Origin of the sequence: Pseudoalteromonas sp. T1lg21, from assembly GCF_002964625.1 — a bacterium.
Classification (GTDB): domain Bacteria; phylum Pseudomonadota; class Gammaproteobacteria; order Enterobacterales; family Alteromonadaceae; genus Pseudoalteromonas; species Pseudoalteromonas gelatinilytica.
This window is the reverse complement of sequence record NZ_PQBX01000056.1, coordinates 8,102-21,895: the sequence shown is the minus strand read 5'-3', so window position 1 is coordinate 21,895 and position 13,794 is coordinate 8,102. Positions and strand designations below refer to the sequence as shown.

18 protein-coding genes and 1 other RNA gene are annotated in these 13,794 nt (G+C 42.0%); 6 read left to right on the top strand and 13 right to left on the bottom strand.

All coding sequences use genetic code 11. The features are described 5' to 3' along the window. The first annotated feature begins 42 nt into the window (after positions 1–42). Complete coding sequence (ggt, locus tag C2M25_RS10495; protein WP_063700043.1) at positions 43–1,701, top strand: gamma-glutamyltransferase; 1,659 nt, start codon at positions 43–45, stop codon at positions 1,699–1,701. Between the two features lie 58 nt (positions 1,702–1,759). Here ggt and C2M25_RS10490 read toward each other — a convergent pair whose 3' ends face one another. Next, positions 1,760–2,962: an aromatic amino acid transport family protein gene (locus C2M25_RS10490; protein ID WP_082873949.1), complete on the bottom strand. Its 1,203-nt coding sequence runs from the start codon at positions 2,960–2,962 to the stop codon at positions 1,760–1,762. A 406-nt stretch (positions 2,963–3,368) separates the two neighbouring features. Between C2M25_RS10490 and C2M25_RS10485 the strand changes: the two genes are divergently transcribed. Next, a complete protein-coding gene (locus tag C2M25_RS10485) occupies positions 3,369–4,274 on the top strand; it encodes a DMT family transporter (RefSeq protein WP_105181068.1) in 906 nt (301 codons plus the stop codon). A gap of 21 nt (positions 4,275–4,295) precedes the next feature. On the opposite strand, the gene C2M25_RS10480 is transcribed toward C2M25_RS10485, so the two are convergent. Continuing rightward, entirely contained in the window at positions 4,296–5,174 is an 879-nt protein-coding gene (locus tag C2M25_RS10480; RefSeq protein ID WP_054561850.1) for a flagellar protein MotY, read from the bottom strand. 216 nt (positions 5,175–5,390) lie between these two features. Between C2M25_RS10480 and rnt the strand changes: the two genes are divergently transcribed. Then, entirely contained in the window at positions 5,391–6,071 is a 681-nt protein-coding gene (gene rnt, locus C2M25_RS10475; protein WP_063700039.1) for a ribonuclease T, read from the top strand. Here rnt and C2M25_RS10470 read toward each other — a convergent pair. After that, a complete protein-coding gene (locus tag C2M25_RS10470) occupies positions 6,055–7,680 on the bottom strand; it encodes a FapA family protein (RefSeq protein ID WP_105181067.1) in 1,626 nt (541 codons plus the stop codon). The two genes, rnt and C2M25_RS10470, sit on opposite strands and share 17 nt — an antisense overlap. 277 nt (positions 7,681–7,957) lie before the next feature. Here C2M25_RS10470 and ssrA point away from each other — a divergent pair. The 3 genes from ssrA (at position 7,958) to C2M25_RS21730 (ending at position 9,205) form a co-directional block, all read left to right on the top strand. Next, positions 7,958–8,316, top strand: a transfer-messenger RNA (tmRNA) gene (gene ssrA / locus C2M25_RS10465). Between the two features lie 156 nt (positions 8,317–8,472). Beyond that, entirely contained in the window at positions 8,473–9,003 is a 531-nt protein-coding gene (locus C2M25_RS10460) for a hypothetical protein (RefSeq protein ID WP_158679707.1), read from the top strand. Positions 9,004–9,064: 61 nt separating this feature from the next. Beyond that, positions 9,065–9,205: a hypothetical protein gene (locus C2M25_RS21730; protein ID WP_158679706.1), complete on the top strand. Its 141-nt coding sequence runs from the start codon at positions 9,065–9,067 to the stop codon at positions 9,203–9,205. A 23-nt stretch (positions 9,206–9,228) separates the two neighbouring features. On the opposite strand, the gene C2M25_RS10455 is transcribed toward C2M25_RS21730, so the two are convergent. The 10 genes from C2M25_RS10455 to C2M25_RS10420 form a co-directional block, all read right to left on the bottom strand. Next, positions 9,229–10,488 (bottom strand): tyrosine-type recombinase/integrase, encoded by a 1,260-nt coding sequence (locus tag C2M25_RS10455; protein WP_105181065.1) that lies wholly within the window; start codon positions 10,486–10,488, stop codon positions 9,229–9,231. Beyond that, the gene (gene xisR, locus C2M25_RS10450; protein ID WP_063529155.1) at positions 10,469–10,672 is read right to left on the bottom strand and encodes an excisionase family protein; all 204 of its coding nucleotides are present in this window, start codon (positions 10,670–10,672) and stop codon (positions 10,469–10,471) included. The genes C2M25_RS10455 and xisR overlap by 20 nt, the downstream gene beginning before the upstream one ends. A gap of 2 nt (positions 10,673–10,674) precedes the next feature. Next, positions 10,675–10,827, bottom strand: a complete 153-nt coding sequence (locus C2M25_RS21725) for a hypothetical protein (protein WP_158679705.1) — start codon at positions 10,825–10,827, stop codon at positions 10,675–10,677. A gap of 9 nt (positions 10,828–10,836) precedes the next feature. Then, on the bottom strand, positions 10,837–11,106 hold the full coding sequence (locus tag C2M25_RS10445) for a hypothetical protein (protein ID WP_105181064.1): 270 nt from the start codon (positions 11,104–11,106) through the stop codon (positions 10,837–10,839). Continuing rightward, positions 11,106–11,471, bottom strand: coding sequence for a hypothetical protein (locus C2M25_RS10440; protein WP_105181063.1), 366 nt, complete (start codon positions 11,469–11,471; stop codon positions 11,106–11,108). Before C2M25_RS10440 ends, C2M25_RS10445 begins: the two co-directional genes overlap by 1 nt. A gap of 1 nt (position 11,472) precedes the next feature. Beyond that, the gene (locus tag C2M25_RS10435) at positions 11,473–11,820 is read right to left on the bottom strand and encodes a hypothetical protein (protein ID WP_016899775.1); all 348 of its coding nucleotides are present in this window, start codon (positions 11,818–11,820) and stop codon (positions 11,473–11,475) included. 119 nt (positions 11,821–11,939) lie between these two features. After that, the gene (locus C2M25_RS10430; protein WP_105181062.1) at positions 11,940–12,527 is read right to left on the bottom strand and encodes a 3'-5' exonuclease; all 588 of its coding nucleotides are present in this window, start codon (positions 12,525–12,527) and stop codon (positions 11,940–11,942) included. An 11-nt stretch (positions 12,528–12,538) separates the two neighbouring features. Then, complete coding sequence (locus C2M25_RS21720) at positions 12,539–12,709, bottom strand: hypothetical protein (protein ID WP_158679704.1); 171 nt, start codon at positions 12,707–12,709, stop codon at positions 12,539–12,541. After that, the gene (locus tag C2M25_RS10425; protein ID WP_105181061.1) at positions 12,696–13,460 is read right to left on the bottom strand and encodes a hypothetical protein; all 765 of its coding nucleotides are present in this window, start codon (positions 13,458–13,460) and stop codon (positions 12,696–12,698) included. Before C2M25_RS10425 ends, C2M25_RS21720 begins: the two co-directional genes overlap by 14 nt. A gap of 108 nt (positions 13,461–13,568) precedes the next feature. Next, the coding region (locus tag C2M25_RS10420) for a hypothetical protein (RefSeq protein WP_234003560.1) at positions 13,569–13,794 on the bottom strand (226 nt) is incomplete at its 5' end.

The following is a 13,794-nucleotide window of genomic DNA, read 5'->3' as shown; positions in this document are numbered from 1 at the left end:
ATGTCTAAATGGTCAAAATAACATCAAGAAAAAGGAAGTACCATGGCAAATTTAGTCAAATACGCGGCACATCTGTTGATCGTAACCGCAATATTCTTTCATCCGGCAAGCTTTGCAAAACAAGCGGCCGTCGCTATGCCAGATAGTTACAGCAGTGATACGGCACGGGCTATTTTAGAGCAAGGCGGTAACGCCGTTGATGCGGCAATTGCAGCACAGTTTGTATTAGCGGTTACTTTACCAGAAGCCGGAAACATCGGTGGTGGTGGCTTTATGCTGATCCAAAAAGATGGCAAAGGTGATTTTATAGATTACCGCGAAACGGCGCCAACAGCAGCTCATCGCGATATGTACCTTGATGATAAAGGCGATGTTATTGATAACATGTCAGTGTACGGTATTCACGCAAGTGGTGTTCCGGGCAGTGTTGCTGGAATGTGGCTTGCCCATCAAAAGCACGGCAGCTTAGAGTGGAAAACTCTGCTAGAGCCTGCGGTTAAATTAGCAGAGCAGGGCTTTATTGTGCATCCTAAGCTAGCTGCGAGTATCGAGCGTTATAGTGCGCGAATGGCCAAAAAGTCGGTAAACATTAACTTTGCTGATTACTTTGCCGATGCTAAAGCAAATAAGCTATTTAAACAGCCGGAACTTGCCGCCACACTAAAACGTATTCGTGATCAAGGTAAAGCTGGTTTCTACGAAGGTGAGACAGCAAAGATCATAGCGTCATTTATGAAGCAGCACGGCGGCATTATTACTGAGCAAGACTTAAAAGCTTATCAAGCTAAGTCACGTACACCAATTAAGGGTAACTGGCGCGGTTACGAAGTGCTCACATCGCCACCGCCAAGTTCAGGTGGTATTGCTATTTTGCAGTGGCTAAAAATGTACGACTTGGCAAAGCCAGAAGGAAAGCTTGAGCACAACTCGACCACCTATGTCCATATTTTGGCTGAAGTAGGTAAACGCGTATTTGCCGACAGAGCAGAATATTTAGGTGACCCAGATTTTTATGAGGTGCCAAAAACAGCTCTACTTGCAGATGATTATCTTAGCAATCGTGCAAGTACAATTCGCCCAGATGCCATTTCGACAACTGAGAACATCAAACCGGGTTTACACGAAAGTGAGCAAACAACGCATTTTTCTATCCTAGATAAGTGGGGTAATGCCGTTGCTAATACCACGACCATCAACTTAAGCTTTGGCAGTGGCGTGGTTGTATCGGGCGCAGGATTTATTTTGAATGATGAAATGGATGACTTTAGTGCCAAGCCAGGTGTGATGAATGTATTTGGTGCTATTGGTGGTAAAGCTAATGAAATCCAACCCCATAAACGCATGTTGAGCTCAATGACACCGACCATTCTGCTTCAGGATAACAAAGTTAAAATGGTAACTGGCTCTCCGGGTGGTACCACGATTATTAGCTCTGTGTATGAGTCAATTTTAAATGCGGTTGAATTTGATATGACAGCAGAGCAAGTGGTAGACAGCCCACGCTTTCATCACCAGTTATGGCCTAAAAATGTGATTAGATACCACACTGGTCTTGAACCAAAGGTTGTTAAAGCGCTTGAGAAAATGGGTTATACACTCGATGAACGCCATTTTGGTGATATGCATGTGATCATCAATAAAGACGGTAAATTAGATGCGGCATCTGAAGCATCTGGCCGTGGTAAGGCGATGGTATTTTAATTAAATCTTAAATCAGACACAAAAAAAGCACCCTCGGGTGCTTTTTTTGATGAGCTGTTTAACCAATCGCTGGAATAAGCCCCGCCATTTGTAAACCTTGAGCACTAATAATAAGCACACCAAACAGGGCGGCCAGTGCTAAGCCAATATTACCGCCTTTAACTTGATAACCCGCATCAGGTTTGCTGCTTCGTTGCTTATAGACCATAGCAACCGGTAAAAACACCGCTAAAATAACCAGCGCAATGGCGGCGTAGCCAAGTGCCATAATAAACCCTTGTGGATAGAATAGCGCAAAGCCTAGCGGTGGAATAAAGGTGATCAAGGCTGTTTTGATGCGATCTTTACTACCATCACCTTTTTTAAATGCATCAGCAAAAAAGTCGAACAAACCTAAACTCACCCCCAAGAAAGACGTGGCTAATGCTAAATCAGCAAAGATGTTCACAGCGGTGGCAACGTGTGGGCTGTGAGCAATGCTAGCAACACTGCTTACAAAACCGGGTAACCCTTGGCTTTGTAGTAAGTCACTTTGACTCATCATACCTTGGCTAAGTAATTGCCAAAAAATGTAAATGACTAAAGGCAATGCGGCACCTGCCACCATTACTTTACGAAGTGTTTTGATATCTAAACCCACGTATTTCACAATCGATGGAATAGAGCCATGAAAGCCAAACGAGGTAAACACCACCGGGATTGCAGATAAAATCAGACCTTGTTCAATAGGCATTTCAAGTAAGTGTTGGCCATGAACATAAGGTGTCAGCATATAAAATAAGCTGGCTAGTACGCATACTTTAATAGTGAACAGTACGCGGTTAAGCTTATCGACTTTGCTGGTACCGAGTGTCACCACAGTACCAATCACAATAGCCAGAATAACTGAGCCAACTTGCGGCGCTAAAGAAAGCGATAAACCATTGTTGAGCTTTTCTTGTAATTGCGCACCACCACCTGCGATATACGCAGCGCATAATGCGTAAAACAAAAACATCACTGAAAAGTTAGCGACCCATTGCCCACGTTTACCCAACCATGACTTAGCTAACGTATTGAGGGTTGCATCTCTGTCGGCATATTGATGCAGCTCTAGCATCAGCAATGCTGTGTAGGTCATTAAAACCCAAGTTAAAAAGATTAGTGATAACGCTGTTGTGAAACCAAGCCCTGCGGAGGCGATAGGCAATGCCAGCATCCCTGCACCTATGGTGGTGCCAGCAACAATTAACATGCTACCTATTGTTTTATTTTTAAGCACTTTTTGCCCCTTAAACTTCGTGAGAGGCAAGCAAGATATAACTTGTTTAACAAAACTTAAATAGTTTTGTTATAAATCAAAGAAATTAAATGTAACCTATGATTTACATGTGCAAACAGGCTGTTGAAATCAGCAAAAAACTTTTTGCCAAATAGCATGAGTATTCGTGTTGACAAAATCACCATTTAGGCGGATTCTTAAGCTTCTTCAACTTACTTTATTAAATACCATGATGCAGCTAAACCAACGACCAACAAACAATTGTATGCGCCTGACCTCATCAGTCGTATGGTCTGTTATTTGCTGCGGTTAATTAAGTAAGTTTTACTAACCGCGTTCTAAGCGGTTGGTTATTTCCCTTTTAAATTTTCTTCCGCTTTTTTCGCCTTTTTAAAGGAATAAGCTTGTGCCTGTTAAAGCCTCATATTTTTTAATGGTGGTGATTTGGTCAACAACACCACTGGGTATTGTTTGGAGTAGTGAAACGGTAGCACCAACCCTAGCTGTGTTTTTACGGATGCTGGTGGGACTGGTGTTGGCTTCGTTTGTCGTTGCTGTTGCCAATATCCGAGTGCCCTGGCATCGCCGTGCTTTATTCCTTTATGGCTATTCAAGCATAGGTATTTTTGGCGGCATGTTATTAAGCTACATGGCCGCTAAAACAGTGCCTTCTGGGTTAATATCATTGATGTTTGGTCTTGCGCCAATTTTATCGGGCTTACTTGCGCAAAAGATCTTGAACGAACCTAAGTTTAGCGCCATTAAGCTTGCCGCACTTGGCTGTGCCTTAATTGGTTTATTTTTAGTAAGCCAGCGCCATATTCAAGGGGGAGTAGAGCAGCTTAGTGGCCTGTTATATGTATTTATGGCAGTGTGCTTTTTTAGTTTGAGCGGTGTGATGATCAAACGGGTAAGAATTGCTATTCATCCAATGGCCACCACATTTGGTGCGTTGGTTTTTGTAACGCCTCTGTTTTTTATTACTTGGTTGCTGGTAGATGGCCGACTTAATAGCCAGATATGGAGTGCAAAATCACTGTACTCAATTGTTTACTTAGGCGTGTTTGGTTCATTAATTGGTGCGCTGGCGTATTTTCATGTATTGCAGAAATTGAACGCGAGCACGGTCGCATTAACAACCTTGATAACACCAAGTTTTGCAATTGCTTTAGGTGGTTTGCTTAATGATGAGCCCATTGACCAAGCTCTGATTGTTGGCGCGACCATCATTATGATTAGCCTCGCGTTTTTTCAGTTTGGTGATAAGTGGCTAAAGCGCTTTAAGCGTGTGAAGTCGGTAGAAATGAGTTAAAGCTAGTAGCCGCTTCGGCGGCTACATTTTTGCAATTTGAATGACTAAACGACGGTTTTTGTTTCTGTCTAAAATGTTGTCATTGCTGGCAACATGGCGCTTTTCACCGTAACCATCGGTATCTACTTTGCTTTCATCAACCCCTAAGCTAACAATGTAATCTTTAATCGCTTTAGCACGTTTTTTTGATAATTCGAGGTTGTTCCAGCGACCACCGTAACTGTCGGTGTAAGAAGATATTGAAATAGATTCGATGTTGGTGTCGTACTTTAAGTATTCGCCAATTTTATCTAAGCGTTTTTGTGATGATTTAGTCAGTTTGCTGGTATTAGGCTCATAGTTCATCACTGTGAACGAAATATCTTCAAAGCTGTAAGGCAGCATTGCATCTCGGCACTGTAAAAACGCCCAATAGGCTTGCTTAAAGTTGACACTCGATAAACCAACGGCAATTTTATCGGCACTGTTTTGCCAGTCTTGGTAATAAAATGTCGGTTGGTAACCTTTTTCAAGTTCGGTGAGCATTTCCCAAGCGGTTTTGTTGCCAAGCTCGCCGTCAAACTTACGTAATAGCTTCATATTCGCTAAGTCGCGAGCGGGCATACCAGCACGCCAACTAGGTGGTACGGCTTTTAGACCAGCAATACTGTAGTTGTCTGGGCGTACAACCATATCAAGGTTAAAGTTTACGTCTTTATTTTTACTGGCAGTGGTACTGAAAATTGCTTCACCATAGTAAGGAACTTCATGATTTAATTGGCATTCTAAGCGAGATGTTTTAACCATTTGCCAGTTCGACATATCAGCATTAGCGGTATACTCACGCATGGCAGCATGCGCATTTATACTTGCAACTGAGGTTAATAGGCCTAGGCTTAAAGGAAGTAATGAAAGCTTCATCACGGTAATTCTCCAACAAATCATCAATGCCAAATAATTGGCAATTTTTGTGTTTAATTGCATTAGCACACTAAACACAGGGCTAGCTGATTAATATAAAGCAAGTAATGTGCCTAAAAACTCAGTAAGAATCTGCGATTTCACACTATTTACTCTAGCAGAGTAGCCGTGGTTTTTGACATAATAGCCAGCTTACACTGGCAAACCAAGAAGACTATGGAAAATACTGAACAAACTCTTTTCGCAAAACGCTTTCGTGGCTTTTTTCCTGTTGTGATTGATGTTGAAACCGCAGGTTTTAATAAAGAGACCGATGCGTTATTAGAAATTGCTGCATCTGTCCTTAAAATGGATGACGACGGCGTGTTAAGTATTGATCATACAGTGCATTTTCATGTTGAGCCATTTGAAGGCGCGAATATCGAACAAGCGGCCATTGAGTTTAATGGTATTGATCCTTTTTCTGCGCTGCGTGGTGCAGTGCCTGAGGAAGAAGCGATTAAAGAAATCTGTAAAGTCGTGCGCAAGGCACAAAAAGCAGCAGGTTGTCAGCGTGCAGTGGTTGTAGCACATAACGCCGCGTTTGATCACGGCTTTTTAAATGCCGCCATTGAGCGTTGTAAAATTAAACGCACGCCATTTCATCCATTTGTTAGCTTTGATACCACATCACTAGCGGGTCTTGCACTAGGACAAACAGTGCTAGCGAAAGCATGTAGAACAGCCGGTATTGAGTTTGACAATAAGCAGGCTCACTCAGCATTATATGATACCGAGCGTACTGCAGAATTGTTCTGTTTAATCGTTAATCGCTGGCAACAACTTGGCGGTTGGCCATTGCCTGAAACTGAAGCAAGTGAAGAAGAGCAAGACTCAGCCACTAAAACGACTGAGTGATCTTACCTTCAAAAAAACGCACCATGTTAGGAGGGTAAATACGTGAAAACTGTTTACTCTCTTGCGCTATCTTAAGCTCCACCCCTGGATGCATTAATTCATTCACTTTTAAGCGGCTTGTTGCTAATAAGCGCGCAATCTTAATTTTCACTAAGTGTTTCTTTTTCTTCGTGCTGGCTGTTTTAATTTTGATCTGCTGCTCACTGGCAGTGATCTTTTTAATATAATGCGCACGTTGAGCTGGGTCGGGTATTTTATTAGCCTTTTTGCGTGCTTGCTGTAAGGCAGCTGCTTTTGTCGCTAATAACTTTTCAAAGTCATTAATTTGTTGCTGCTTTTGGCGTAAATCATGCCAGTACTGAGCAATGAAAACCCGTGTTTTAGTGCCTGATGGCGCACCAAGCTCGCCGGTTTCTATTCGCATCGCATCTAAAATATTGCCACCAATAATTTTGCCTCGCGGATTATTGGCTTTGCCGACTCGAATAAGGCGGCGAGCGCTTAAATCACAATGTAAAGCTTGGCGTTCAATGAATAAATCTTGCTCTGTTTTTATATGGCAGTACTGAGCATAACCCACTGAGATAGTGCGCGAAGCCGTGATGTTACAGGTAAAGTTTTCGACGTTTTCACGTTTTCTGCCAACAGCCCCAAGCATGACGGTGACTTCACTTTTACTTTCAATTGTGGCTGATTCAACAAAGCCTAATACAGTGATATCACCCGTGGCTTTGACGCGCATACCATCTTTTACATCACCACTAATAATAACACTGCCATCAAATTCGACATGGCCCGTACTTACATCAACATGATGAAAGCACAATACGTCGTCTACGCGCATACCGCGGGGTAGGGCAACAGGCACGCCCTTCGCATCGGCAATCAACATATCACTATTTTTTGGATCGATGCGCGTTCCTTCGAATGGCTCAAGGGGTAAGTCTTTACCAGGTTTTGCAGGCATCACATCCCCAAACACTGTAAAGCCATCTTCACCGGGGGTTGCAGGGACTCGTTGCATTAATGGCGTGCCAGGTTTAACGGTAATAATGGCACCTAAATTACGCATGTCGACTTTACCGCCAGAGGTCGCTTGCGGGCTAAGAACGCGGTCTTGTGCTGTTGAGCATAAGCGCACGAATTTAGCATCGGTGCCTTCTTTAGGCATTCGGCCATGGGCAACAATCGCGGTGTAATGGGCGCCAGGTGGTTGCTTAAATTGTTGGCCTAAGAAGGTATCGAGAGCACGTAAACTAATGCCTTTAATCACGCCCGCCTCTGCAAGTACCTCTTGCGCCATATCCATGCTGACAATTTTACCGCCACGGGCTGTTGTTAGGCTTGCTTCAACCACCATGTTTTTAGCATCAACTTTCACTTCAAGGTGAGCGTCAACGGCTTTAGCAACCACTAACGATTGGTTTTGATATTGGCTGCTAGGTATAAACAACTTGCCTATATTGGCATCAATATATTCGTAATTTGCGTAAGGCGACTGCTCAAGTAATTCAATTAATTGAGAACTCGTAGTAGGAAAACCCGCATCTCGAGGATGCTCACACAAAGAGACATAGCCACTTTGTTCATCGAATGAAAACATCGACATCTGAAAAGCCCTGTAAAAAACTGCCTGTTGTTATAGTTATGTGTTGTTACAGGTTATTTTGAAGAAGGGTAACAACGTTTCCTATTTCAGCACAACTTTTGTACTATGTTAAGAATTTGTATGATTAAAATGTGAAAATATGTATAAAAACTGATTTTTCCTGCCTGAAAATTCAGCATTCAAAGGCACTTAGCAAAAATTTCCTGATTAATGCCTTGAGTCTGAATAGGCTACTCAGTTATACTGCATGAACACTCTGGATGAGATACCAAATTCAGGGGCTGATTAGGATTCGACGGAATTCAAGACGCCCGAGGTGCATGTCGAGGTGCGGTTGGCCTCGTAAAAAAGCCGCAATTTAAAGTAATCGCAAACGACGATAACTACGCTCTAGCGGCATAATAGCCCGCTAGCACTTCTCCGGTGTATGTCTGTGGACCCGGTTCTGAAGTGTCACCCTACACGGACTCGCTACGGAAACCCTGGCCGGGGTTGAAGGGCTAAAACTAAGCGGCCTCGCCTTTGCAGATCGTGTTCGTCCGAGCTGTATAAGGTTAACTAAAAGACGATACTAAGCATGTAGTACCAAAGGTCGAGGCTTTTCGGACGGGGGTTCAAATCCCCCCAGCTCCACCATTAAAAACCCTTGTAATTCAATGAGTTACGAGGGTTTTCTCTTTCAAATGGATCTGTATTGGATCAATTTCATAGTTTCCCTTCATAAATAGCTATAATCAGTTATGATGATTTAGTAGTACAACTAGTATCAAACTTAATTAATGGAGAATAATTATGAGAAAAAGCAGTTTTATGGACAAGCACGCCTACCCTGATACATTTAAACTAAATGATGGAGATACTTTAAAAGGAAACAGAAATGGCAGTGAAGTGATGATCCCGTACACTAATGAGCCTAATGTTAAAATTGGTGATGTTTTATTTCAAAGTGCAGGGGCAAATGAAATTGAATTTAAAGTAATGGACTGTCATTTCGGTGAAGACCAAACTATGGGAATAGGCACTGAACATCCTCACTTACTTCGCATGGTTGTCGAAAATCAAACTTCAAAGCCACACCAATCTTCTCCAGCAAGCCAAACATTTAATATTGGAAACCTTTCTGGCAGTAATGTTCAAGTTGGAAATAACAATACTCAAAATTTTATAAACATAATTAAAGAGCTAGAAAGTAAGATCGATAAATTGGAAGCCACTACTCAGGAAAAAGAAGAAGCAAAGGGGCTATTATGGCAGCTAATGGATAATAAGCTTGTAAACACAGTGGTAGGTACACTAGCTTCAAATGCTTTGAAAAGTGAATAATAACTAAACCTGCTTTATTAGCAAACTTTAATAATTACCCCTAAATATGGAGATTTGAATAATGACAGAACAAGAACGTATTGAGCAGTTAGAGAAAAAAGTTGAATTATTAGAAAAGACAATCGAAGAGCTGAAAAATGAATTGCCTAATATTGCTGAAAGTGTAATTAACCAGAAAATTACAGAGGCAATGAGTCGATAAGTAAGCATTTAAAAACCCGCGATTTAGCGGGTTTTTGTTTTGTGATTCACTACATCAGTAAGTTTACTAGAGAAAATTTTCGATACTCTCGCGGCCATGTCTGGTATTTCTTCGTTCATCCATTTGCCGTAATGCTTTTCTAGCATGGTGATGGATGTATGGCCCATTTGGCGAGCTATCCAACGTTCGGCTACGCCTTTGGTTAGCAGCTGGCTTGCAAATGTGTGGCGAGCTTGGTTTATAGCGCGGTAGCGAATACCACACTTTTTTAAATGCTTTTGTAAAAATCGTTTATTAACATTTTGGCCATCGGTATGTGGCTTTTGGTTTAGGGTGTTAATAAACACAAATCTTAGCTCAGTTTTTTCATAGCTGCGGTTGTCATCTTTTAACACGTCGACGTTGATTGCCGGCATTGCAAATGAAAGTGCCTTTTGACGAATTAATATTTCGTATGCTTGGTCTAGTAGGTCGATGGTTCTATAACTGCCGTCATTTTTCGTGTAGGCATAATCGCCTTTAGTAACACCACGCCTGATTTTTATTTGTCGTTTTACAAAATCAATGTCTTCCCATGCAAGCGCGTAGCACTCAGATGCGCGTAAGCCTGTCCAACAAGCAAATAAAAACCCGTTAAGCTCACTTTGATCAGCGGTTGGCTGCGACTCTATTAACTGCAGCTCGTCTAAAGTGAACGGATCACAATTTTCTGAGCGACTTCTTTTTAAATTTGGTAAATGGTCGAGTGGATTGAAGTCTATTAACCTATCTGCCATTGCATCTTTGAATATGCCACGTAGGGGAATAAACACATCGTTAATTGTTTTATTCGATAAAAACGTGGTGAGTGTTAAGTCGCGCCAGTCTCGGATCATGGTTAAGGTAACTTTGTCTAACTTTAACTCGCCAAATTGCGGGCGGATGTATAACTTACACCTGGCTAAATTGTGCTTGTAGTTATCTGCCCGGGTGTTGGCTTTGTTTCTTTCAAGCCATTTGTCTAAAGCTGTGTTCACTGTTGGTACTGCACCTTTTCCCTCAAACAATCTTACCTTTGCTGAATCAGGAAAATGCTTAGCGTAGTTAAATTGGTTGGTTGCAATTTCATGCAGTATGGCGGTGCGTTTATTCGACGCAAACTTGATATTTGATTTAGATATCAAAATGCCTTTAAGGGGCTCTATGCAACGCACACCACGGTAACTGAACATAATACGTATGTTTTTACCGTGGATAGTGACACCCTCATACTTTTTACAAAACTCAAGCAGCGATGCCGTCATTATCAAAATACTCGTCTAATTTTTCATAGTTATATACAACAACACCGCGTACTTTTTTCCAGTGTACACCCTCTATGATTTTACCTGTTTGGCGCATTCTATTGAGTGCATCATCGGTAAAGCCTTTGTGCTGCTCGATGATCTTGGCTTTCACCCAACCAAGTTTTACATATGTTACGGTCATAGTTATTCTCCAGCCTGCAGTTCGTCTAAGTGGGGAAGTATTTCTAGTGCTTCGTCTAGGTCTTCACACTCATATTTAACGCGACGGCCATTGGTGCGAATTTCAATAACTACGCCATCGGCCTCTTCTAAAATAGTGATTACTTTCTTAGCCATAGTTTTACCTCAAAATAAGAGTCGTTCTTGCCTTGGCTGTTTAGCCTCAGGCCTATTATCAGCATCAACCACTTCTATAAATGGCTCTTGCTGATATTGGTTACAAAGCTCTGTGATGAACACTTGGGTTTTGTGTACTTGGCATTGGCCATAGCGCGTTTTAGTTTGCTGCTGGCCGTATCTATCTATGTGAGGGCAGTGTTTATCTTCTGCCTTACCAATGTGCTTATAGGCCTGACAGCTAATACAGGCCTTTGGCATGGTGATTAAATTACCCATTATGCAGCCCAAAGCTCACTAAGCTCCCGCTCTAGTCGGTAATCATCTAAACGTTCTTCTAACTTTTCTCGTGCTGATTTTTGACGCTCGCTATAAGGAACTGCTCGCGGAGCGTCTTTCTTAGGTGAAGTTTGCTTTGCGATACTCACCGTGATTGGTTTATTTTTGGTTTTAGGTGTAGCGCTTCGTTTTTTATAAGGCTTTCGAACACAGCCACAACCAAGGACTCTGCCTAAATTACCTTTTTTAACTGAACGCTCAGTGCCACAAATACAGCGACATAAAAAGTATTGTCCACATGCTTCCTCACATACCACTGTCCAATTGTTGAATACATCGCCGGCTGTTATTTTTCCTGTAGCCATTTTATTGCTCCTCTCGCTTTATTCTTTCCTTTTCGTGGCGAGCTTTAAGTTCACTTAGATGCTCATTTTTTGGGTAAGCAAACATGCGACCATCGTTAAAATAACCTTGAGCCAGTTCAAACTCTGGTTTTGGAAATTTGATCCCCGTACCATCGGGAATAAACCCGATAGGGTTTTCATACCAATCAATTGCCATCCAACCAGACTCTTTAACGTCTGAGCTATCTACTTTAGCTCCAAGCGCCTCTTGTATTTTTTTAGGATGAAATGGATCACAAGACCTTTCAAAATAAGCAACACCGCTGAACGGTGGCGGAGTATCTTCATTTGTTTTATAAAGTAATGTCATGCTGCTTCCTTAGTGTGTTTAGGCTTTTTTACCTGCTCAGTCTGGTTTTTACGTTGATAGTATTGACGTATGCGGGCCCTTTGCTGGGCCACACAGTTGCGTTTAAATTTGTGCATAACTTACTGTTTCAAATAGATTGAATGGCAATGTGATATCTGTTTGTAGATATCGCTAATGTATTTAGCCTGGTGTTTTGCATCATCTAATGCGTTGTGTGGGTTACCTTTAAATGCATTTGATTTTTTAGGATCAATACCAAGTACTCGACGGCCAATATCAACCATGGTGCGAACATCACGGTCATTGCTAAAATGCCATGGTTTAGTCATATTGGTGGCTTTGTAGGCGTTAGTTAGAATGGTGTTGTCGAATGTGGCACCATTACCCCACACAATGCGCTTTTTGTAGCCCTCTATTTGGTACATCCAGTCGCTGAATTCGAGCAGGGCATCTTTAAGCGGCATGGTGTCGTTGGTGTTAAAAATCGAACGTGCATCATCGCTTTTTTTCATCCACCATTTAAGTGTTGAGCCATCTACCTCGCCGTATTTCATGGCATCCTCTATGTCGATGACTTGGTAAAATTCTGCACCAATATTGCCTGTAAGTGGGTTAAAGAATACGGCACCTATTGATACGATCACCGCATTCGAATGTTGGCCAATAGTTTCTAGGTCGATCATGACATCGTTGAGTTCTGTATTCATGGTGTTTCCTGTTATGTCCAAGGGACTAAGCCCAGTTGTTTACGTTTATCGTTCCACTTTTTAACCAGTTGGCAGGCTTCTTTTTGAAGCTTTTTGCTAGTTAGTAAGCGGCTGATCTCTTTTTGGTCTTTAGCTTTAAAGCTGACCAGGGTTTCAAGCGTGGCTTGCTCAAAGCTGTTCATCTTCATTGCTTAAAGTAAGTAGGTCTGTAGCTGTTAGTTCCCAGTTATTGGCTTTAACACGGCGTAACCAGTTACCACAGAGCTCTAAGGTGTCTTTTTTAGGGCGCAAGCCACCTTTAGGGGCTTCGACTAATTCGGCTTCATCATCTTTGTTGAGGATGATTAAACCACCACGGCCACTTTGGTGTAGGTAGAGTAGTGGGGTTTGCTTTGCGTCGTGGCCTTCGACCATTCCACCAATGTGATACGGGTAGGTTTGTACAATGTCGGTATCGCCACGGTAGATTTGCACTATGTCAGCGGCTGCTAAACGATTTTTAAGTTCGCTTATTTCGGTTTTAAGCTGGGCTGTTGTTTTGCGTTCGCTTTGATAAAGGCGTTTTTGTTGCTCAGTCGCTAAGCGCTGGCTTTCTAGCTTGTCTTTGTAGCTTTTTATTTTGTCGCGTAGCTTTTTAGGTGTGCCGGCAATTTCTTTATACGCAGCTAACGTAATTGTTAAGTCTTTTACTTTAGCTAATGCTTGATCACGTTCTCTTTGTGCTTGCGCAAGCTGTTGATCGGCACTTTTTGCATTTTTAAGTACAACTGCAGCACCTTGCTCATAGTCTTTTACCAAAGCAGTAAGCTTGTCATTTTGTATTTGTAGCTGCTGTTCGTTTTCAACCATTTGGTCAAACTCAGCAACTTCTTGGTTATAAGCCGCAACTAAAGTATCGATTGCATCTACGACTGATAAAAGTTGATTACTCATGGTGTTTATCCTGGTGTTAAACCCAGCTTTCTAGGTTCTGTTCAAAAATCAGCAATGCGATTAATAACGTGATGAATAGCATTGCTGATAGGGCTTTCTTAAGGGGTTTCATGCTGCCAAAACTGCTTTTGGGATACGTGTGTTTTCAATCAGGCTTAAAAAGGCTTTAGTCATGCATAAATCACGGCGGGCGCTAGCATTTAAGGCGATTGAGCCAAGCACTACTTGATTGTTGATATCAAATAAAATGATTAAGCAGTATTTGGTACCTGACTCGTAAATGCGTAGCTCTTCCCCTTGCATACGTTGGTTCATGAAATTGATGCGTTGTTTT

Bases quoted from the DNA above. Each gene is read 5' to 3' on its own strand.
- ggt (WP_063700043.1), top strand. From the start codon at position 43: ATGGCAAATTTAGTCAAATACGCGGCACATCTGTTGATCGTAACCGCA.
- C2M25_RS10480 (WP_054561850.1), bottom strand. From the start codon at position 5,174: ATGAAGCTTTCATTACTTCCTTTAAGCCTAGGCCTATTAACCTCAGTT.
- rnt (WP_063700039.1), top strand. From the start codon at position 5,391: ATGGAAAATACTGAACAAACTCTTTTCGCAAAACGCTTTCGTGGCTTT.
- C2M25_RS10470 (WP_105181067.1), bottom strand. From the start codon at position 7,680: ATGTCGATGTTTTCATTCGATGAACAAAGTGGCTATGTCTCTTTGTGT.
- C2M25_RS10460 (WP_158679707.1), top strand. From the start codon at position 8,473: ATGAGAAAAAGCAGTTTTATGGACAAGCACGCCTACCCTGATACATTT.
- C2M25_RS21730 (WP_158679706.1), top strand. From the start codon at position 9,065: ATGACAGAACAAGAACGTATTGAGCAGTTAGAGAAAAAAGTTGAATTA.
- C2M25_RS10455 (WP_105181065.1), bottom strand. From the start codon at position 10,488: ATGACGGCATCGCTGCTTGAGTTTTGTAAAAAGTATGAGGGTGTCACT.
- xisR (WP_063529155.1), bottom strand. From the start codon at position 10,672: ATGACCGTAACATATGTAAAACTTGGTTGGGTGAAAGCCAAGATCATC.
- C2M25_RS21725 (WP_158679705.1), bottom strand. From the start codon at position 10,827: ATGGCTAAGAAAGTAATCACTATTTTAGAAGAGGCCGATGGCGTAGTT.
- C2M25_RS10445 (WP_105181064.1), bottom strand. From the start codon at position 11,106: ATGGGTAATTTAATCACCATGCCAAAGGCCTGTATTAGCTGTCAGGCC.
- C2M25_RS10440 (WP_105181063.1), bottom strand. From the start codon at position 11,471: ATGGCTACAGGAAAAATAACAGCCGGCGATGTATTCAACAATTGGACA.
- C2M25_RS10435 (WP_016899775.1), bottom strand. From the start codon at position 11,820: ATGACATTACTTTATAAAACAAATGAAGATACTCCGCCACCGTTCAGC.
- C2M25_RS10430 (WP_105181062.1), bottom strand. From the start codon at position 12,527: ATGAATACAGAACTCAACGATGTCATGATCGACCTAGAAACTATTGGC.
- C2M25_RS21720 (WP_158679704.1), bottom strand. From the start codon at position 12,709: ATGAACAGCTTTGAGCAAGCCACGCTTGAAACCCTGGTCAGCTTTAAA.
- C2M25_RS10425 (WP_105181061.1), bottom strand. From the start codon at position 13,460: ATGAGTAATCAACTTTTATCAGTCGTAGATGCAATCGATACTTTAGTT.